Source organism: Streptomyces sp. SAS_270, assembly GCF_052543295.1.
Map to the genome: position 1 here is coordinate 119732 of NZ_JBMNDS010000006.1, position 21172 is coordinate 140903.

The 21172-nt window shown below is 73.0% G+C and carries 9 protein-coding genes; all 9 read right to left on the minus strand.

Features of this window, described 5'->3' with window-relative positions:
• Positions 1–7: 7 nt before the first annotated feature.
• On the minus strand, positions 8–736 hold the full coding sequence (gene fabG, locus ACN6LB_RS06480; RefSeq protein WP_356133365.1) for a 3-oxoacyl-ACP reductase FabG: 729 nt from the start codon (positions 734–736) through the stop codon (positions 8–10).
• Positions 733–1860, minus strand: coding sequence for a beta-ketoacyl synthase N-terminal-like domain-containing protein (locus ACN6LB_RS06485; RefSeq protein WP_445024932.1), 1128 nt, complete (start codon positions 1858–1860; stop codon positions 733–735). The genes fabG and ACN6LB_RS06485 overlap by 4 nt, the downstream gene beginning before the upstream one ends.
• Complete coding sequence (locus ACN6LB_RS06490) at positions 1857–3131, minus strand: beta-ketoacyl-[acyl-carrier-protein] synthase family protein (RefSeq protein WP_356148782.1); 1275 nt, start codon at positions 3129–3131, stop codon at positions 1857–1859. The genes ACN6LB_RS06485 and ACN6LB_RS06490 overlap by 4 nt, the downstream gene beginning before the upstream one ends.
• 61 nt (positions 3132–3192) lie before the next feature.
• Entirely contained in the window at positions 3193–3444 is a 252-nt protein-coding gene (locus ACN6LB_RS06495) for an acyl carrier protein (RefSeq protein ID WP_356148785.1), read from the minus strand.
• 125 nt (positions 3445–3569) lie between these two features.
• Positions 3570–4436, minus strand: coding sequence for an ABC transporter permease (locus ACN6LB_RS06500; RefSeq protein ID WP_445024933.1), 867 nt, complete (start codon positions 4434–4436; stop codon positions 3570–3572).
• Complete coding sequence (locus ACN6LB_RS06505; protein WP_356148791.1) at positions 4433–5410, minus strand: ATP-binding cassette domain-containing protein; 978 nt, start codon at positions 5408–5410, stop codon at positions 4433–4435. Before ACN6LB_RS06505 ends, ACN6LB_RS06500 begins: the two co-directional genes overlap by 4 nt.
• On the minus strand, positions 5407–5613 hold the full coding sequence (locus tag ACN6LB_RS06510; RefSeq protein WP_356148794.1) for an MbtH family protein: 207 nt from the start codon (positions 5611–5613) through the stop codon (positions 5407–5409). Before ACN6LB_RS06510 ends, ACN6LB_RS06505 begins: the two co-directional genes overlap by 4 nt.
• Before the next feature lie 81 nt (positions 5614–5694).
• Positions 5695–13119, minus strand: coding sequence for an amino acid adenylation domain-containing protein (locus ACN6LB_RS06515; RefSeq protein WP_445024934.1), 7425 nt, complete (start codon positions 13117–13119; stop codon positions 5695–5697).
• On the minus strand, positions 13116–21110 hold the full coding sequence (locus ACN6LB_RS06520) for an amino acid adenylation domain-containing protein (protein WP_445024936.1): 7995 nt from the start codon (positions 21108–21110) through the stop codon (positions 13116–13118). The genes ACN6LB_RS06515 and ACN6LB_RS06520 overlap by 4 nt, the downstream gene beginning before the upstream one ends.
• Between the last annotated feature and the right edge of the window lie 62 nt (positions 21111–21172).

Consider the following 21172-nt stretch of genomic DNA (forward strand, 5'->3'; position numbering starts at 1 on the left):
GCCCCCATCAGAACGTGCCGCCGCCGTGGATCTCGAAGACCGATCCCGTGATGTAGGCGGCCCGGTCGGAGACCAGGAAGGACACCAGGTCCGCGACCTCCTCGGGCCGGCCCATGCGGCCGAGCGACACGTTCTGCAGCATGCGGGCCCGCGCGGCCTCGGACATGCCGCCGACCATGTCGGTCTCGATGAGGCCCGGTGCGACCACGTTGGCGCGGATGCCGCGCGGTCCGCACTCCTTGGCGAGGGACTTGGTGAAGCCGATGATCCCGGCCTTGGAGGCGGCGTAGTTGGCCTGGCCCGTGTTGCCGTAGATCCCGGAGACGGAGGACAGGTTGACCAGGGCGCCCCGCTTGCGCTTGCTCATGGCGAACGCGGCGGCACGGTTCACGTGGTAGACGCCGTCGAGGTTGGTGCGCAGGACCTGGTTCCAGTCGTCCTCGGGCATCAGGATCAGCGGCCGGTCCCGGGTGATGCCGGCCGAGGTGACGGCGGCGTCGACGGGCCCGAGTTCCCGCTCGGTGCGGGTGACCCAGTCGCCCACCTCGGCGGCGTCGGCCACGTCGCAGCGCGTGGCGGTGACGCGGGTGCCGAACTCGGCGGTCTCCTTGACGAGTTGTCCGGCGGCTTCCTCGTCGGAGCGGTAGCAGAAGGCGACGTCGTACCCGTCCTCGGCCAGGCGCAGCACGATCGCCCTGCCGATGCCCCGGGAACCGCCGCTGACCAGCGCGATCACGCGTTCTCCCCCATCAGTCGCAGCACCGCACACGCCACGGCGCCGTCGCGGTCGACGGCGGACACGAGTGCGATCCGCCCCCGGGAGTCCGGGTCGGCCTCGGCGATGCCGAGCACGGCCGCGATCTGGAAGGACGCGGACGCGGCACTGGTGTCGCCGAGCAGTTCCATGGACGGTACGCGGGACAGCGCGTCGGCGGGCAGCAGCGCGGCGAGCGCCTCCCGCTCGGCGCGGCCCGCGGCGGTGGGCGCCGCGCACGGGACGGCCGCCCACACCTCGTCGGCGCCGACCCCGGCGCGCTCCAGGGCGCGGCGGGCGCAGGCGGTGACGGCGGCGCCCGGGTCGTCGTCGATGTCGACGCGGGTCTCGACGCTCAACACCGCGGCCAGCGGCGGGCGTTCGGCGCTGCCCGCGTGCTCGACCAGGAAGAGGCCGCAGCCCTCACCGAGCAGCGCGGCCTCGTCGCCGGGCGCGGCAGCGGTGTGCTCGATCCAGGCGTGGGCGGCGGAGAACTCCTCGGCGGAGCCCACGAGGTACTTGGTCGCGCGGCCCTGACTCATCAGGCGGCGCGCGTAGTTGAGGGCGAGCAGTCCGCTGGCGCGGCCCCCGGCGACCGTGGTGTTCGGGCCCTTGAGACCGTGCCGGATGGCGGTGGCGCCGGCGGCGTGGTTAAGGCTGCCGAAGGGGATGCGGCCCGCGTCGACGTAGAAGGGGCGCTCGTTGGTGTACGACTGGCGCAGGAAGTCGGTGACGTTCTCCAGGCTGCCCATGCTGATGCCGAGGACGACGCCGGTCCTGTCGTCGGTCTCCACCGCCGGGTTGCCCTCGGCGTCCAGGAGCAGGCCGTCGGAGGCGACCAGGGCCAGCGCGGTGAGCCGGTCCATCTTGGCCGTGCCCTTCTTGCCGAGCAGGCCCTGGATGTCGAAGCCGGGCACGGTGCACACGTCGGAGGAGGGCAGCGGGCCGAGGCCCGCGTCCGCCTTCACGGCCGCCTTGGCGCCGCCGCGCACGCCCGCGGCGAACTCCGTACGGCCGAGGCCGTACGGCGAGACGGCCGACCATCCGGTGATGACGAGCGTCTGGGGCGGCAGCGGGGCCGCCGGGGTGGCGCTTGCGGTGGTCATGGTCGGACTCGCTCCCCGTACATGCCGAGAATCAGGATGGCGTTGTTGCCCGCGAAGGCACTGGAGTTGTTCTGCACGATCCGGACGTCCGCGTCGACCGCCTTGTTGGGCACGACGTCGAGCGGGCACTCCGGGTCGGTCTCCATGTGGTTGATGGTGGGCGGGATGAACCCGTGCTCGATGGCGAGCCCGCAGGCGATGGCGCCGAGCGCGCTGGCCGCGCCCATCGAGTGGCCGAGCATCGACTTCACGGCGACGGTGCGCGGCGGTGTGTCGCCGTACACGTCGAGGATGGCGGCCGACTCGGTGCGGTCGTTGGCCTTGGTGCCGGTGCCGTGCGCGGAGATGAAGTCGATCTCCTGCTCCTTGACGCCGGCGTCGTCGAGGGCGAGGCGGATGCCGCGCGCGATGCCGTCGCGGTCCGGGGCGGTGGGGTGGTTGGCGTCGCAGCTGAGGCCGTAGCCGAGGACTTCGGCGTAGATGTGCGCGCCGCGTGCGAGCGCCGACTCCAGGCTCTCCAGGACGAGGATGCCCGCGCCCTCGCCGGTGAGAATGCCCTTGCGGTCCTTGTCGAAGGGGCGCACCACGTCCGGGGTGAGCGCGCCGAACCGCTTGAAGAGGGCGAACGCCTTGCGGCACACGGCGTCGGCGCCGCCGCACAGCGCGATGTCGACGTCGCCGGAGCGGATGGCGTCCAGGCCGTAGCCGATGGAGTAGTTGCCGGCCGCGCAGGCGGTGGTGATGGTCGTGGGCTCCACGTTCGGCATGCGCAGCTCGCGGGCGATGACGGTGGTCAGGCGGCCCGCGTTGATCCGGCGGGACAGCACCGGGTCCATCGCCTCGGGGTCCCCGGCGGCGATCTCCTGCTCCACCAGGACGCCGATGTCGTGCGACTCCCCGTCGGTGGTGCCGACGCTGATGACGGCCTGCCGTTCACCCAGGTCGGCCTCGGTCAGCCCGGCGTCCTCGACGGCCATCCGGGCGGCGGCGACGGCGTACTGCCCGGCGCGGCCCATGTCGTCGAGGGGTACGTTGCGGATCCAGCGCTCCGGCTCGAAGTCGGGGACCTCGCAGGCGATGTTCTGGCCGAACCCCTCGGTGGCGAAGCGGGTGATCGGCCGTGCGCCGGAGCGGCCGGCCCGCAGCCCCGCCGTGTACTCCTCGACGCCCGTGCCGATGCTGGAGATCGCCCCGAAACCGGTGAGGACGACCCTGCGGCGACCCGTCGGCGCGGGGATCGGGGGTGCCGCTGGTGACTGTGCGGTGGACATGGGACTCCTTAAGCGGTGGGATGCCTGGAGGTGGGGGAACCGGAGCCGGAACCCGCTCCCGTCACCAGCCGGCGGCCTCGGCGGTCACCTGGTAGGTGGCTTCCACGTTCACCATCTTGGGAAGCTCGTTCATGTCGATGACGATGGAGTACTCCATCTCCAGGGCGCTGAGGACATCGATGAGCTTGAGCGAGTCGGCGCCCAGCTCGTCGATGAAGAGCGCGGTGTCCGAGAGCTCGTCGACCTCCATGTCGATGTTCTCGGCGACGATTTCCTTGATACGGGTGAGACGCTCGGGCGCCACCGTCGTCATGCTCGTTCCTCCGTTTTGACAGGTCTCGCGAATTTCCTGAATTGCTTCTCGAAGAAAAAATAGTCAGCGCCGATGACGGGTCGATGACGTCCAACTGACTGCTCACTGACGGCCGTTGCCGCGCGCTACCCCACGGCCCGGCGGAAGCCCCGCACGCTGCCCGCCACCGCGATGACCAGCAGCGCCGACAGGGTGATGGCGGTGACCAGACCGGGGTGGTGGGACGGGAATCCGCCGCCGGCCGCGCCCGCCGGGTCATTGCCCCACAGCCGTCGGCAGGTGGTGATGACGGAGGTGACGGGGTTCCATTCGGCCACCGGCCGCAGCCATCCGGGCAGCCCGCCGACACCGACGTACGCATTGGAAAGGAAGCTGAAGACGACAAGGACGAGTGCGCCCGTGCCGTCAATGGCCTCTACGTTTTTCTGGGTGGTGCCGAGCAGAATGCCGACCCACAGCATGGTGTAAATGAAGGCGAGCAGGACGCCGAATCCGGCGGCGGTGCGCAGCAGTCCCTCGTGCGGCCGCCAGCCGACGCCGAGGCCGACCAGTGACACCGCCGTCAGGCTGACCACGCCGACGAACAGGTCGGACAGGGTGCGGCCGATGAGCACGGAGCTCGGTGCGATCGGCAGCGAGCGGAACCGGTCCACCAGGCCGTGCTGCAGGTCGAGTGCGACGCCGATGGCGGTGGGACCGACGCTGGTCAGGCCGACCTGGATGGCGATGCCCGCCATGATGAAGTCCTCGTAGGCGACGCCGCCGGGGACGTTCATGGAGTTGCGGAACAGGTAGCCGATGGCGATCAGCATCACCAGCGGGTTCATCGTGACCAGCACGAGCCGGCCGGGCGAGCGGCGCAGATGCGTCAGGTGGCGTCCGGCCAGGGCGAGGGTGTCGCCGAGGTAGCCGAGCAGTGCGCCCCGGGACTCCGCGGCGCGGACGGGCGTACGACCGCCGGGCGCGGTGGCGGTGGCGGTGGCCGTGGTCATCGCTGGACCTCCTTCTTCCGTCCCGCGCCCGTGAGGTCGAAGAACACGTCGTCGAGCGTGGGCCTGCGGATCTCGAAGCCGACGGTTTCCACGCCCTTGTCGCTCAGGGCCGTGGCGGCGCGCGCGACTTCGTCGAGGCCGCCGTCGGCGAGGTGCACGGAGACGCGGGCGGTGGCCTCGTCGGCGACCGGGGGCTGGGGGCCACCGAGCGTGGCGAGGGCGGCTACCGCGTCGCCGAGGCTCTCCGGGCGGGCCACGGTGACTTCCAGGCGCTCGCTGCCGACCTGGCGCTTGAGGGACTCGGGGGTGCCCTCGGCGATGACGCGACCGGCGTCGATCACGGCGATGCGGTCGGCGAGTTCGTCGGCCTCCTCCAGGTACTGGGTGGTGAGGAGGATGGTCACGCCGTCGGCGACCAGGGCGCGCACCACGTCCCACAGGACGGCCCTGCTGGTGGGGTCGAGGCCCGTGGTGGGCTCGTCGAGGAAGAGCACCTCGGGTTCACCGATGACGCAGGTGGCGAGGTCGAGGCGGCGGCGCATACCGCCCGAGTAGGTGCCCACGGGCCGGTCGGCGGCCTCGGTGAGCTCGAACCGGTCGAGCAGTTCGGCGGCGCGGCGGGCCGCTCCGCGCCGCCCGAACCGCAGCAGCTTGGCGAGCAGGACCATGTTCTCGCGGCCGGTGAGGAGTTCGTCGACGGCCGCGTACTGCCCGGCGAGGCCGATGCGCCGCCGTACCTCCTTGCTCTGGCGCACCACGTCGTGCCCGGCGACGGTGGCCCGGCCGCCGGACGGGTCGACGAGGGTGGCCAGGACGCGGACGGTGGTGGTCTTGCCGGCGCCGTTGGGGCCGAGCACGCCGAGGACAGTGCCGGCGGGCACCGACAGGTCGATGCCGTGCAGGGCCGTGTGGGTGCGGTACTTCTTCTGCAGCCCCTCGGCGAGGATCGCGATGTCGGACGAGGACACGCTCATCCCGCCTGACGCTGAAGGCTGAGCGGGCGCATGTCCGTCCAGTTGCTCTCGACGTACGCGACGGCGGTGGCGCGGTCGCTCGCTTCGAGCTTCACCTGCCAGCCGTCGGGCACGGCGGCGAAGGACGGCCACAGGGAGTGCTGCCCCTCGTCGTTGACGAGGACGAGGAACGTGCCGTCTTCGCTGTCAAAGGGGTTGGCCATGACGGTTCTCCAGATCTCGGGTCGTGGTGCGGATACGTGCGTGGAACGCGTACGCGCAGAGGTGTGCGGGTCGGTGTCGGGTCAGGTGAGTGGGGGCGGCGGCGTCCGCCGGGCCGCGGCCAGGGCGGCGAGATCGCGCTCGACGGTGCGTGCGATGACTCCCGCCGGGTCCGGGCGCAGCATCTGCTGGTGGCCGCAGTCCACGTCGTGCCGGTCGAGGCCGGCTCCGAGGTGCGGCTCCCAGCTCTTGGCCTTCAGGGCGCGCTCGTCGGGGGTGAGGCGGTCCGCGGCGCTGTCGCCGGTCGCGAGGAACAGCGTCATGGCGCAGCCGTCGAAGCGTCCCGGGGTGAAGCGCTGGAACAGTTCCAGGTTGTTGCGCATGACCTTCAACAGCCGCTCCAGGGTGGCCTGTTCGAGGGCGGCCAGCGGTCCGCCGGAGCGGGCGAGGTGTGCGGCGACGGCCTCCGGGGTGAGCTGCCCGAGCCCGGCCGCGTCGACGCCTGCCTCCGCGAGGAACTCGGCGAGGAACTCCTCGTCGGCCGGGCGGACGCCGTCCGCGTCGTCGGGGTAGGCGTCCAGGTTCGCCAGGTACGCCACCTCCTCGCCCGCCTCGCGCAGCCGTACGGCCATCTCGTGGGCGACGACACCGCCGTAGGACCAGCCGAGCAGGTGGTAGGGGCCCTCGGGCTGGATGCTTCTGATCCGGTCCAGGTAGTCGTCGGCGACCTCGCGCAGGTCGCGGGGCAGCGGGTCCGCGGCGCCGAGGCCGCGTGCCTGGAGGGCGTGGACGGGCTGTTCTGCGTCCAGGTGCTCGGCGAGCGCGGCGAAGGGGATACCGAAGCCGAGGCCGCCGTGCACGCAGAACAGCGGGGGCCTGCCGCCGGCGGTGCGGATCGGCAGGACGGGCCCGAGCAGGTCGAGTCCCTCGCCCGCCGTGTCCGCGCTCGCGGCGAGGGCGTCCAGGGTGCGGTGCTCGAAGACCGCGGCGAGGCTGATCCGCAGCCCGGCGCGGGCGGCGGTGTTGACCAGCCGGATGGCCTTCAGGCTGTCACCCCCGAGGTCGAAGAACCCGTCGTCCGGGCCGACTCGGCCGATGCCGAGGACCTCTTGGACGGCCGCGCACAGCAGCTCCTCCCGGTCGGTGCGGGGCGGGCGCGAGGCGTGGGTGCCGGGCGCCTTCGTGGGACGGTCGGGCGCGGGCGGCAGGGCCTTCACATCGAGCTTGCCGTTGGCGTTGAGCGGCAGTTCGGGCAGCGGGACGTAGCCGGCGGGCACCATGTAGTCGGGCAGCGAGAGCGCCAGGTGGCGTTGCAGGGCGGCCGGTTCGGGGGCGGCGGCGCCGGGTGCGGGCACGACGTAGGCGACCAGGCTTCGGGGGCCGCCGCCGGGTGCGGCGGGGGCCAGGACGGCGGCGCGGGCGACGGCCGGGTGGGCGGCCAGGACGCGTTCGATCTCGCCGAGTTCGATGCGGTAGCCGCGGATCTTCACCTGCTGGTCGGCGCGGGCGACGTAGTCGATGCGTCCGTGCGCGTCCCAGCGGACCAGGTCGCCCGTCCGGTACATCCGGGCGCCCGCCGGCCCGAAGGGACTGGCGACGAACCGCTCGGCGCTCAGCGCGGGCCGGCCGAGGTAGCCGCGGGCCAGGCCCTCGCCTGCGAGGTACAGCTCGCCGACCACACCGCGCGGGACGGGCCGCAGTGCCTCGTCGAGGACGTAGGCGCAGGTGTCCCCGATGGGCAGCCCGATGGGAACGGAGACTCCCGACTCGCCGGTCTCGGCGGTGTCCTGGAGGGTGGCGAAGGTGGTGGTCTCCGTCGGCCCGTACACGTTGAACACACGGGTGCCGGGCAGCGCGGCCCGCAGCCGTCGCAGGTGCTCGCCGGAGTGCGCCTCGCCGCCGGTGAGCAGGGTCCGCAGCGGGGCGAGGGCGCCGGGCCGGGTGTCGGCGACGGTGTTGACGAACTGTGTGGTGAGGAACGCGACCGTCACCTCCGCCCGGCCGAGGAACGCCTCCAGGGCCTCGGGGTCGGCGGGCCCGGGCGGAGTGACCGCCAGGCGCGCTCCGTGAGTGAGCGGCCCCCAGATCTCGAAGGTGGAGGCGTCGAAGGCGACGGGCGCGAAGTACAGGAAGGTGTCGTCCCGGCCGAGTTGCAGGCCCGGCAGTCCGTGCACCAGGCGTACGGCGGCGCGGTGCGAGACGGCGACGCCCTTGGGCCTGCCGGTGGAGCCCGAGGTGTAGATGACGTACAGCAGGTCGTCGGGGTCGATGTGCACGGCGGGCGGCGGGCCGGCGGGCAGCGCGGCGAGCGCGGAGCGGGTGCCGGGCGCGTCGAGGACGACACGGGCGATGTCCGCGCCCAGGTCCGTGAGGCCGCCGGCGAGGGACTCCTGGGTCAGCAGCAGGCGGGCGCCGCTGTCCGCGAGCATGTCGCGGACCCGCTCGCGCGGGTAGGAGGGGTCGACGGGCAGATAGGCGGCGCCGGTCCTGGCGATCGCCAGCAGGGCGGTCACCACGGCGGGGCCACGCTCCAGACGGAGGGCCACGAAGTCACCTCGGCCGACGCCCCGGTCGGTGAGGAAGCGGGTCAACCGGTTGGCTGCGGCGTCCAGTTCGGCATAGGTCGTGGTGACGAGCCGGTCGGGGGCGCCGGGCTCGGTGTGGACGAGGGCCACGGCGTCGGGGGTGGCGGTGATGTGCCGGGCCACCAGGTCGGTGATCGTGGTGCCGGGCGTGCCGAGGCGGTGGGTACCGCGGGCCAGGAGCTCGGTGCGCTCGGCGGGGTCGAGGATGTCCAGGCGCGACAGCGGCCGGTCGGGCTCGGCGAGCGCGGCGGTCAGCAGCCGCAGGTAGGCGTCGGTGACCCGGCGGGCGGTCGCGGCCTCGAAGAGGTCGGTGCTGTACTCCACGGTGAGCGAGAGCCGCGGTTCGCCCGCCTCTTGGCCGGCCACCGCTTCCGTCTCCTCGACGACCTGGAAGAACAGGTCCCACTTGGCGGTGCCCTCGGGCACCCGCTCGGGGGAGACGGAGATGCCCGGGCCGGCGGCCCTGGCGTCCGCACCCTGCGCGCCGGCTGTCTGCTGGAAGCCCAGCATCACCTGGAACAAGGGGTGTCGGGACATCGAGCGTTCCGGGTTGAGGGCCTCGACGAGCTTCTCGAAGGGCACGTCCTGGTGGCGGTAGGCCGCGAGGTCGTGGTCCTTGACGCGTTCGGCCAGGGCGCGCAGGCCGGGGTCGCCGGAGGTGTCGGTGCGCAGGACGAGCGTGTTCACGAACATGCCGACGAGGTCGTCGAGGCGTTCGTCGGTGCGGCCCGCGACGGGGCTGCCGAGCGGGATGTCGGTGCCCGCGCCGAGCCGGGTGAGCAGCGCCGCGAGTCCGGACTGCAGCAGCATGAACACGCTGACGCCCCAGCGTGCCGCCGTCTGCCTGAGCGCACGGCCGAGCGCGTCCGGGACGGTGGCCCGTACGGCGCCGCCCCGGTGGCTGGCCCGGGCGCCCCGGACGAAGTCGAAGGGCAGCGCGAGCTCTTCCGGCAGCCCCTCCAACACGCCGGTCCAGTAGGCGAGTTGGCGGGAGAGCTCACTGTCGGGGTCGTTCTCCTCGCCGAGCACGTGCCGCTGCCACAGGGCGTAGTCGGCGTACTGCACGGGAAGCGGGGGCAGGGCGGGTGCGCGGCCGGTGCGCCGTGCCTCGTAGGCCTCGGTCAGGTCGCGGGTGAGCGGGGCGAGCGACCAGCCGTCGGCGGCGATGTGGTGGACGACGAGCAGCAGCACGTGCTCGTCGGGGCCGAGCGCGAACAGCCGGGCCCGCAGCGGGACGGATGTCTCCAGGTCGAAGCCGTGTGCCGCCTCGCCCGCCAGCGCCGCGGGCAGGCCCGCCTCGGTCGTCTCGCTCACCGGCAGGGGCACGGGGGCGTCGGCCGGCGCGAGCACCCGCTGCTCGGCCGGGCCGACGCCGCCGTCGAAACCGGCGCCGGAAGCGGGGGAGGCCCCGGCGCCGGTGGCTTCGGTGGGGTCATCGGCGAAGAGGGCGCGCGCCGGGAACACCGTCCGCAGGGCCTCGTGGCGGGCCACGACGTCCTGGAGGGCGGCTTCGAGCGCGGGCCTGTCCAGGGGGCCGGACAGCCGCACGGCCAGCGGGATGTTGTAGAGCCCGCCGGGCGCGCCGAGCCGTTCGACGAACCAGAGGCGCTGCTGCGCGTACGACAGCGGAAGGGAGGCCGGGCGCGGTCCCGCGACGAGGGGGGCCCTGCCGGGCTCGGCGGCGGGCAGCCGGGTGGCGAGTCCCGCGACGGTGGGGGCCTCGAACAGGTCACGCAGGCGCAGTTCGGCGCCGAGTTCGGCGCGGACCCGGTTGACGATGCGGGTGGCGAGCAGCGAGTGGCCGCCGAGGGCGAAGAAGTCGTCGTCCACGCCGACGCGTTCGAGGCCGAGGACCTCGGCGAAGACGCCGCAGAGCACCTCTTCCTCACGGGTGCGCGGGGCGCGCGCCGAGGTGGCGTACTCGGGGGCGGGCAGCGCGCGGCGGTCGAGCTTGCCGTTGGCGGTCAGCGGCAGCGCGGGCAGCCGGACGACGGCGGCCGGGACCATGTAGTCGGGCAGCCGCTCACCGGCGAACGCCCGCAGTTCCGCGGTGAGTTCATCCGTCCTCGGTTCGTCGGCCGTCACGACGTACGCGACCAGGCGCTGGTCGCCCGGCCGGTCCTCGCGGGCGAGAACGGCGGCCTCGGCGACCCGAGGGTGCTGCCCGAGGACGGTCGCGATCTCACCCAACTCGATGCGGAATCCGCGCAGTTGGACCTGTTCGTCGGCGCGCCCGAGGTATTCGAGGGTGCCGTCGGTGCGCCACTGCCCCAGGTCGCCGGTGCGGTACATGCGGGCGCCCGCGGGACCGAACGGGCAGGCGACGAAGCGTGCCGAGGTCAGGTCGGGGCGTCCAAGGTAGCCGCGTGCCAGGCCCGGCCCGGCGACGTACAGCTCGCCGGGTACGCCCGCCGGGACGGGCTGCAGGGCGCCGTCGAGCACGTACACCCGCAGGTCGGGGATGCCGCGCCCGATCACGCTGCCGCCGCCGGCGGCGGCTGTGGCTGCGTCGAGTTCCTGGTAGGAGACGTGCACGGTCGTCTCGGTGATCCCGTACATGTTGACCAGGAGCGGCCCGTCGGCGTCGCCGTGCCGCTGGTACCAGTCGGCGAGGCGACCGATGTCGAGCGCCTCGCCGCCGAACACCACGCGGCGCAGGGCGAGCTCGCGGGGCCGGTCGGCGTCGGCGCGCATCAGCTGGTAGAAGGCGGACGGCGTCTGGTTGAGGACGGTGACGCGTTCCTCGGCGAGCAGGTCAAGGAAGGCGTCGGGCGAGCGGGAGACGTCGTAGGGCACGACGACCAGCCGGCCGCCGCGCAGCAGCGCGCCCCACAGCTCCCACACCGTGAAGTCGAAGGCGATGGAGTGGAAGAGGGTCCACACGTCGTCCGGCCCGAAGCCGAACCACGGGTCGGTGGCGTCCAGCAGCCGGACCACGTTCTGGTGCGGCACCACCACGCCCTTGGGGCGGCCGGTGGATCCGGAGGTGTAGATGACGTACGCCGGGTGTTCGGGGTCGGCGGCGGCGCCGGTGCCCGGGTCGGTGGCCGGGCAGGCGGCGAGCGCGGCCCGTGTCGTGTCGGCGCCGAGGTCGACGCGCTCGACGTCGGGCACCTCCGGCAGTGCGGGCAGCCTGGCTTCGGCGCTGGTCAGCAGGAGTGCGGGGCGGGCGTCGCGCAGGGTGTGGGCGAGGCGTTCGGCGGGGTGGCCGGGCTCCAGGGGCAGGTAGGCGGCGCCTGCCTTGAGGACGGCGAGGACGGCGACGATCAGGTCCGTGCCGCGCGGCAGCGCGAGCGCCACGAACGTCCCGGGTCCGGCGCCGCGAGCGGCGATGAGGTGCGCGAGCCGGTTGGCGCGGGTCTCCAGCTCGCCGTAGGTCAGACAGGCGGAGCCGGCCCCCTCGGGCACGGTGACGGCGACCGCGTCGGGCGTGCGGTCGGCCTGTTCGGCGAAGAGCGCGGGGATGGTCGTACGGCGCCGGGTCTCGTCCGGGGTGCCGGCGGCGCCGCCGCTCCACTCGGTGAGGATGCGCCGCTGTTCGGCGGGGTCCGGCGCGCCCAGGCGGGCGAGCAGCACGTCGGGGTCGTCGGCGACGTCGCCGAGAATGCGGACGAGGCGGTCGAGAATGCGCCGGGCGCGCTCCGGGCGGCTCTCCCCGTCCTGTTCCAACACAGAGGCTTTGTAGGCGAGTTGCAGTTCAAGGCGCTCGCCGGGGAACACGGTCAGGCTCAGCGGGTAGTGCGTGGCCGAGTGCACCCGGGCCGCGCTCACGGCGCCGCCCGACTCGCGGCGCAGGCCCTCCTCGTCGAGCGGATAGCTCTGGAACGCGAGCACGGTGTCGAAGAGTTCGCCCTGGATCCCGGAGGCGGCCTGCACCTCGGCGAGCGGCAGATGCTCGTACGGCATCAGCGCGATCTGCTGCCCTGCCAGTGCCCGGAACAGGTCGCTCGCGCGCAGGCCGGGGCGGACGTCGGCGCGCACGGGCAGCGTGTTGGCGAACAGCCCGATCATCGACTCGACGTCGGGCACCTCGGCGGGGCGGCCGGAGGTCACGGAGCCGAAGACGACGTCCTCGCGGCCGGTGAGCCGCCCCATCAGCAGCGCCCAGCAGCCCTGCACCACGGAGTTGAGCGTCAGGCCCTGCCCGCGCGCCCAGGCCGCGAGGGCGGCGGTGCGCTCGGCGGAGAGGAAGTCACCGATGCCGGTGGGCAGTTCGGGCTGCTGCGCATCGCCCTCGGTACGGGCGGCGGGCAGCAGGCGTACGGGGCCGTCCAGGCCGTCGAGCAGCTCCGCCCAGGCCGTCCGTGCCGCCGTACGGTCGCGGCCCTTCAGCCAGGTGAGGAAGGAGCGGTAGGGCGCGGGCGGGGACAGCTCGGCGCGGCCGCGCTCCCCGTCGCCGAGAAGCATCAACTCCCGTACCGCGAGCGGGAAGGACCAGCCGTCCATGAGGATGTGGTGCACGGACCACAGCAGCCGGTGGCGTCGTTCGCCGAGCCGGATCAGGGTGAACCGCATCAGCGGCGGGCGCGCCGGGTCGAAGCGGCGCAGCCGGTCCTCGCGTGCGATCCGCTCGGCCTCGGTGTCCCGCGCGGCGACGGGCAGGTGTGTCAGATCCCGGACCTGCCAGTCCGGCTCGACCTCTTCCTCCTTGAGGACGATCTGGACGGGCTCACCGTTCTTCCGGTTGCGGAAGCAGGCGCGGAGGTTGGGGTGCCGGCGCAGCAGGGCGGCGGAGGCGGCGCGCAGGCGGGCCTCGGTCTCCGTGCCGCCGTCCGCGTCGGCGACCTCGATGTCCGCGTCGAACTGGAGGGTGTAGAGGTCGGGTGCCGCGTGATCGTAGGAGGAGAGGAAGAGCAGCCCCTGCTGCAGCGGCGAGAGCGGCAGCACCTCGCTGATCTTCGACCCGGTGTTGGTCACGGTCACGACAGCTCCTCACTCAACTCGAGTTCCAGATCGGCGAGTTCGTCGTCGGAGAGGGTGATCAGGCTGCTCTCCGGCTCCGCGGCGGGTGCGCCGGGCCCGTTCTGCTCCTGCTCGGCGGCGGCGCGGGCGAGGGCGGCGGCGGTCTTGTGGGTGAAGACGTCGCGGGTGGTCAGGGCGAGTCCGGCCTTGCGGGCGCGGCTGACGACCTGGATGGAGCGGATGCTGTCGCCGCCGAGCGCGAAGAAGTCCTCGTCGATGCCGACCTGCAGGACGCCGAGTACGTCGCCGAGGATCTCGCACAGGACGCGCTCGCGTTCGTCACGCGGGCCGCGCTTCTGCGTCTCGTCCGTGTGGTCGGGGCGGGGCAGTGCCTTCCGGTCGAGCTTGCCGTTCGGGGTGAGCGGCATCGCGTCCAGGACCAGCCAGGACGCGGGGATCATGTACGCCGGCAGCAGCCGGGCCAGGTCCTGGTGCACACGGTCGGGGTCGGGTGCCGCGGTGCCCGTACCGGTGAGGTAGCCGACGAGCCGGGGGTTGCCGGAGGCGTCGGGAACGACGGCGACGGCCGCGTCGGCGATGGCGTCGAGGGTACGGATGACGGCCTCGATCTCGCCGAGCTCCACGCGGCGGCCGCGGATCTTGACCTGGTGGTCGCGCCGCTCGATGAACTCCAGCTGCCCGTCGGGGCGTTGGACCACGCGGTCACCGGTCCGGTACATCCGCGTTCCCGCGCCGGCGAACGGGTCGGCCATGAACGTCCCCGCCGTCCTGGCCGGGTCGTCGAGATAGCCGCGGCCGACGCCGGCCCCACCGACGTACAGCTCACCCGGCACGCCGACCGGCACCGGCTGCAACTCGTCACCCAGCACATACAGCCGGGTGTTGCGCACCGCACCACCGATCGGCACCCGACCGTCCAGCGGCTCCCCGGCGCTGATCACCGCGTGGGTGACGTCGTCCGAGCACTCCGTCGGCCCGTACGCGTTCATCAAAGGGATGCTCGGGTAGCGGGCGTGCCAGCGCTCGCACAGATCGGCGGGCAGCGCCTCGCCGGTCACCATCAGCCAGCGCAGCGACGGCAGTTCGGGAGCACCGCCCTCCACATCCCACGCATCCAGCGCCGCCCGCAGCAGCGACGGCACCACCTCAAGCACCGCCACCCGCTCATCACGCACGACGGCGAACAGACCCGAAGGATCGGCGGCCAGCTCCACCCCCGACACCCGCACCCGGCCGCCCACCAACAACGGAGCCAGCATCTGCCACACCGACACATCAAAAGTCAGCGGCGCGTTCGCCACCACCGACTCCCCCGCCACCAGATCCAGATCCCCCACCTTCGCCCACAGGTGATTGACCATCCCCGACCGCTGCACCATCGCCCCCTTCGGGCGACCCGTCGAACCCGACGTGAACATCACATACGCCAGATCCAACCCACCCCCGATGCAGTCGGGCAGGGCGCGTGCGGTGAGTCCGTCCTCCAGGGCGAGGGCGGTGATCCGGGCGGTGGTGAGCTCCTCGGCCCGGGCCTCGTGCCCGGCGCCGACGAGGAGGAAGCGGGCACCGCTGTCCGCGAGAAGAGCGGCGTTACGAGCCGCCGGAGCAGCAGGATCCAGCGGCAGATACGCGCCACCCGCACCCAGCACACCCAGCACACCCGCCACGAACGGCACCCCGGGATCGGCCAGCATCGCGACCAGCGAGCCGGTGCTCGCCCCGGCCGCGGTGAGTCCGGCGGACAGTCCGCCGGCCGCCTCGACCAGTTCCTGGTAGGTGACGGATCCCGCGGCGTCCGTGACGGCGATCTCGCCGGGGACGCGCGCGGCCACCGCGCGCACGCGCTCCACGACGCCGAGGCTCTCCTCGGCGATCGAGGGGTCCCAGGTGCCGAGGAGCCCGCCGAGTTCACCGGGGGTGCCGGGTCCGGCCAGGCCGGCCGGGGCGGTCACGTCGATCCGGGCGAGGGGCAGGTCGGGCTGTTCGGCGACGGTCCGCAGCAGGTGCTCGAAGACGACGGCGACGCGTTCGACGCCGTCGCGAGTGAACAGGTCCGGCGCGTAGTCCAGGCGCAGGCTCAGGGTGTCGCCGGGGAAGACGGCCATGCTCAGCGGGTGGTGGCGGGCGTCGCGGGCCTCGGCGCGCACCACGCGGGGGCCGCCTGCGGTGCTGCCGGTGTCCACGCCGCTCTCGCCGAGGGGGAAGTTCTCGAAGAGGACCACGGTGTCGAAGACCTCGCCGGAGAGCCCGGCGGCCTTGTGGATCTCGGTGAGGCCGAGGTGCTCGTGCGGCAGCAGCGCGGTCTGCTGGTCCTGGAGGGCGTGCAGCAGTTCGGTGAGGGTGGCGCTGGGGTGCAGTCGGGCGCGGACCGGCACGGTGGTGAGGAACATGCCGATCATCGACTCGACGTCGGGGACCTCGGCGGGCCGGCCGGAGGTGACGGCGCCGAAGACGACGTCCTGGCGGCCGGTGAGCCTGCCGAGCAGCAGCGCCCAGCAGCCCTGCACCACGGAGTTGAGGGTCAGGCCCTGCCCGCGCGCCCAGGTGGACAGGGCGGCGGTCAGCTCGCGGGGCACCTCGGCGCGTACGGAGTCGGGCAGCGCCGGGACACGGTCGGGGTCGGCCGGGGTGAGCAGGGTCGGCTCGGTCACGTCGGCGAGGACGTCGCGCCAGGCTTCCCGGGCCGCGTCGCGGTCCTGTGCGGTCAGCCAGGCGAGGTAGTCGCGGTACGGCGCCGGGTCGGGCAGGAGGGTGACGTCCGCGCCGGGTGCGCACAGGGCGAACAGTTCCTGGACGAGCAGGGGCATCGACCAGCCGTCGACGAGGATGTGGTGGCTGGTCCAGATGAAGCGGTGCTGTCCCTCGCCGTGGGTGACGAGCGTGAAGCGCAGCAGGGGCGGGTGCGCGAGGTCGAAGCGGCGGGTGCGCTCGGCCTCGGTGATCCGGTCGAGTTCGGCGGTGCGCGCGGGCTCGGGCAGGTCGCTCAGGTCGGCTTCCCGCCAGGGCAGCCGGGCGCTGTCCGGAATGATCTGCACCGGGTCGCCGGTCGCGCGGGCCCGGAAGGAGGCGCGCAGGTTCGGGTGCCGGTCGAGGAGGGCCTGCCCGGCGGCGCGCAGTACGGCCGGGTCGAGGTCGCCCTCGATGTCGGCGACGATCTGCAGGGTGTAGACGTCCAGGGCCTCCACGGCGTCGGCGTCGTCGTCACCCTGCTCGCCCGCGACGGTGTCGTAGTCCGCGTGGAAGAGCATGCCCTGCTGGAGGGGTGTGAGGGGCAGGACGTCGGCGAGGGTCGTGCCCGCCTCGGCGAGTTCGGCCTCGTACTCCTCGATCTCGTCCTGTGCCAGGTCCACCAGCGGCAGGTCGGAGGGGGTGAGGCCGCCGGCGGCCGGTCCGGCGCCGTGCCGGGACAGCAGCTCCAGGGCGCGGAACCAGGTGTCCGCGATGTCCCGCGCGTCCTCCTCGGCGACGGACTGCCCGGCCCAGCTCCAGTTGGCGATCAGATGCGGTCCGTCGTGGCGGTCCTCGGTCGCGGGGGTGACGTCGAGGACGTGCGGCAGCGGCATGCCGGGGTGGGCGCCGGTGCCGACGACGCCGTCGCCGCCCGCGGGCTCCCACAGCCCGGTCTCGCGGGCGTCGAAGCGGCCCATGTAGTTGAAGCCGATCTGCGGCCGGTGATATCCGGCGAGGGCGCGGGCGGCGTGCGGGTTGAGGTAGCGCAGCAGGCCGTGGCCGACACCCCGGTCGGGCAGGGCGCGCAGTTGCTCCTTGACCTTCTTCAGGGCCGTGGCCAGGGCGGGGCCGCCCGCCCACACCTCGTCCCAGTCGAGGGTGCCGGGGTCGAGGCGGACCGGGAAGGCGCTGGTGAACCAGCCGACGGTACGCGACAGGTCGAGGGTGTCGCTGAGCTGCTCGCGGCCGTGGCCCTCCAGCTCGATCAGGGTCTGCCCGTAGTGGGCGTGGCCGTGCCGCCTGCGCCAGTCCGCGACGGCGAGGGCGAGTCCGGTCAGCAGGACGTCGTTGATCTCGGCGTGGAAGGCCGCGGGAACCTCGGTGAGCAGCGGCCCGGTGATGTCGGGGCCGAGTTCGAGGCGCAGGGTGCGCTGGGTGCCGTAGACGTCCTTGGCGGGGTCGAGCCTGCGGGTTCCGACCAGCGGGTCGGGGCCGTCCAGGATGTCCTGCCACAGGGCGAGTTCGGGGCCGCGTACCTGCGTGCGGGCCTGTTCGGTGAGCAGGCGCGACCAGCTGCGGTACGAGGTGCCGACGGGGTCGGGGGCCGGGCTGCGGCCGGCGGCGAGTTCCTCGCAGGCGGCCGACAGGTCGGGCAGCAGGATGCGCCAGGACACGCCGTCGACGACGAGGTGGTGGGCGCAGATCACCAGCCATCCGCAGGAGGCGCCCGGACCGGCGTCGATCAGTACGGCCTGCACCATGACGGCGGTGGAGGGATCGAGGCGCGCGCGGGCCGCCGAGGCCTGCCGCTCGGCGAACCCCAGGATGTCGTGGGGGTCCGAGCCGGTCGTGCCGCTCGCGTCGACGGTGGAGACCAGCCGTACGCCGGACAGCGCGCCCGGCGCGAGGACCTCCAGCTGCCAGAGGCCGGGGGCCGGTTCGGTGGCGCGGGTGCGCAGGGCGTCGTGGTGGTCGACCAGGGCGTGCAGGGCGGTGTCGAGGCGGTCCGCGTCGAGGCCGGCGGGGACGCGGACGACGACGTGCTGGCTGTACTTGACCACCGGGCCGCTGAGCGTCCGCGTGTCCTCGTGCAACTGGCCCATGATCGGGGTGAGTTCCAAGACGCCGACCCCGCTCTCGTCGGCGGTCGCGGCGGGCCCGCTCGCGGTGCCTGCGTCGACCGCGCCCGCTGCCCGGGCGAGGGCGGCGGCGGTCTTGTGGGTGAAGACGTCGCGGGTGGTCAGGGCGAGTCCGGCCTTGCGGGCGCGGCTGACGACCTGGATGGAGCGGATGCTGTCGCCGCCGAGCGCGAAGAAGTCCTCGTCGATCCCGACGCGGGAGACGCCGAGTACGTCGGCGTAGATGCCGCACACGATGCGCTCGCGCTCGTCGCGCGGGCCACGTGTCGTGTCCTGCTCGGCGACGGCGGGGCGGGGCAGCGCCTTGCGGTCGAGCTTGCCGTTCGGGGTGAGCGGCATCGCGTCCAGGACCAGCCAGGACGCGGGGATCATGTACGCGGGCAGCAGCTGGGCGAGTTCGGCGCGGACCTGCGTGGCGTCGACACCGGGTCCGGTCAGGTAGCCGACGAGCCGGGGGTTGCCGGAGGCGTCGGGAAGTACGGCGACCGCGGCGTCCACCACGCTGTCCAGGGACCGGATGACGGCCTCGATCTCACCGGTCTCGACGCGACGCCCGCGGATCTTGACCTGGTGGTCGCGCCGCTCGATGAACTCCAGCTGCCCGTCGGGGCGTTGGATCACACGGTCGCCGGTCCGGTACATGCGGGTGCCGCTGGGCCCGAAGGGGTCGGCGACGAACGTGCCTCCGGTACGGCCGGGATCGTCGAGGTAGCCGCGGCCGACGCCGGCCCCACCGACGTACAGCTCACCCGGCACGCCGACCGGCACCGGCTGCAACTCATCACCCAGCACATACAGCCGGGTGTTGCGCACCGCACCACCGATCGGCACCCGACCGTCGAGCTGCTGACCGGCCGTGATGACGGCGTGCGTCACATCGTCCGAGCACTCCGTCGGGCCGTAGGCGTTCATCAACGGCACATGCGAATACCGGACATGCCAGCGCTCGCACAGATCGGCGGGCAGCGCCTCGCCAGTCACCATCAGCCAACGCAGCGACGGGAGTTCGGGAGCCCCGCCCTCCACATCCCACGCATCCAGCGCCGCCCGCAGCAGCGACGGCACCACCTCAAGCACCGCCACCCGCTCATCACGCACGACGGCGAACAGACCCGAAGGATCGGCGGCCAGCTCCACCCCCGACACCCGCACCCGGCCCCCCACCAACAACGGAGCCAGCATCTGCCACACCGACACATCGAAGGTCAGCGGCGCGTTCGCCACCACCGACTCCCCCGCCACCAGATCCAGATCCCCCACCTTCGCCCACAGGTGGTTGACCATCCCCGACCGCTGCACCATCGCCCCCTTCGGGCGACCCGTCGAACCCGACGTGAACATCACATACGCCAGATCCAACCCACCCCCGACACAAGGGAGTTCAGTCGTGCAGGCGGCATCGGTGGGCGCGGCGAGTGGCAGCACGGGCAGGTCCGTCAGGGTCCGTGCCCGCTCCTCGTAGCCGGCGCCGACGAGGAGGAAGCGGGCACCGCTGTCCGCGAGAAGAGCGGCGTTACGAGCCGCCGGAGCAGCAGGATCCAGCGGCAGATACGCGCCACCCGCACCCAGCACACCCAGCACACCCGCCACGAACGGCACCCCGGGATCGGCCAGCATCGCGACCAGCGAGCCGGTGCTCACCCCGGCCGCGGTCAGCCGGGAGGCCACGCCCGCGGCGCGCGTCAGGAGACCGCGGTAGGTGACGCTCTCGGCGCCGTCGGCCACGGCGATCGCGTCGGGCGTGCGCGCGGCCACGGCACGCACTCGCTCGACGAGGCCTTCGTACGCGTCCTGTTCTGCGGCCCGGTCCCAGGCGCCGAGCAGACCGAGGGGCTCGTCGGGCGCGCCCAGGCCGACCCGGCCGAGGGGCTCGTCCGCGGGCAGCTCGGCGAGGGCGGCGAGGAAGGCCTCGAAGCGGGCGAGGTGCGTGGCCAGTTCGGTGGAGCGGTACAGCTCGGGGTTGCCGTCGAGGTGGATCTCCATCGTGCCGTCGGCCGCGTTCAGGACCGTCATGATGAGGTCGTTGACGATGCCGGTGGAGAGGTTGACCACGGTGCCCCGGCAGTCGCCGGCGAAGGCGAGTTCGGGGTCCTGGTTGAGGACGTTGATGAACGGCCCGAAGGCGCGACGGTCGTCGGTGCGCAGCCCGATGTCGCGGCGGACACGGTCGCCCCGGTAACGCTGGTGCTTGAGGGCGCCCGACACCTCCACCCAGGCCTGGCGCAGGAGTTGGGCGCGGGTCATCTCCGGGCGCACCCGTACCGCGAGGGGCAGGTAGTTGGCGAGCATGCCCGGGATCTCACGGCTGACGGCGCCGACACGGCCGGTGACCGGCAGGGTGAGCAGCGGTTCGGCCGCGCCGGTCACGCGCTGGGTGTAGGCGGCCATGGCGGCGACCATCACGACGGGCATGGTGACCTTGCCGTCGCGGGCAAGGGCGCGCAGCGCGTCGGTGGCCTCGGTGGAGAGGCGGGAGGTGTGGCGCAGTGCGTCGCGGCCGGGGGCGGGCTCCTGCGCGGAGAGCGAGACGAGTTCGGGCGCCGGGCCGCGGTCGCCGGCGGTGAGGCGCTTGGTCCAGTACGTACGGTCGCGCTCGACCTGCGGTGAGTCCAGGTAGGCGCGCTCGGCGTCCAGGAGACGGTGGAAGGGCGGCATGACGTCACCCTCGACGCTCAACTCGCCCTCGTTCTGCGCGAGTTCCGTGTAGAGCGCGGCGAGCTTCGGGTAGAGGAGTGCGCGGCTGTAGCCGTCGGCGAGGATGTGGTGCATGCACAGGTAGAGCAGGTGGTGCTCGGGGCCCAGCTTGATGAGCGCGCCCCGGAACAGCGGGAAGTCGGTGATCTTCAGCGGCTCGGCGTGGTCGGCGCCCATCCACCGCTCGGCGGCGGCGAGGGGTTCGGTCTCTGCGCTGAAGTCGAGGCTCTTCAGCGGGAGTTGGGCGAGCGGGCGAACGATCTGGCCCGGGGCGCCCGCTTCCTCGACGAACTGCACCCGCAGCCCCTCGGCCTCGTGGCCCAGGCAGTGCAGCGCCTTTGCGAGGAGCGCGGCGTCGAGCGGACCGCGCAGGTCGATGTAGTCGGCCATGTTGTAGGCGAGCGGCCCGGTGGCGAACTGCTCGTCGAACCAGATTTCGGCCTGCGCCGCGGTGAGCGGGAGAACAGCGCCGCGGTGTGTCGTCGTCATCTCTTCGCTCTCCGTCATTCTCAGCCTCAGCCCCGCCCCATCAACCTTCAACGCTGTCCTGC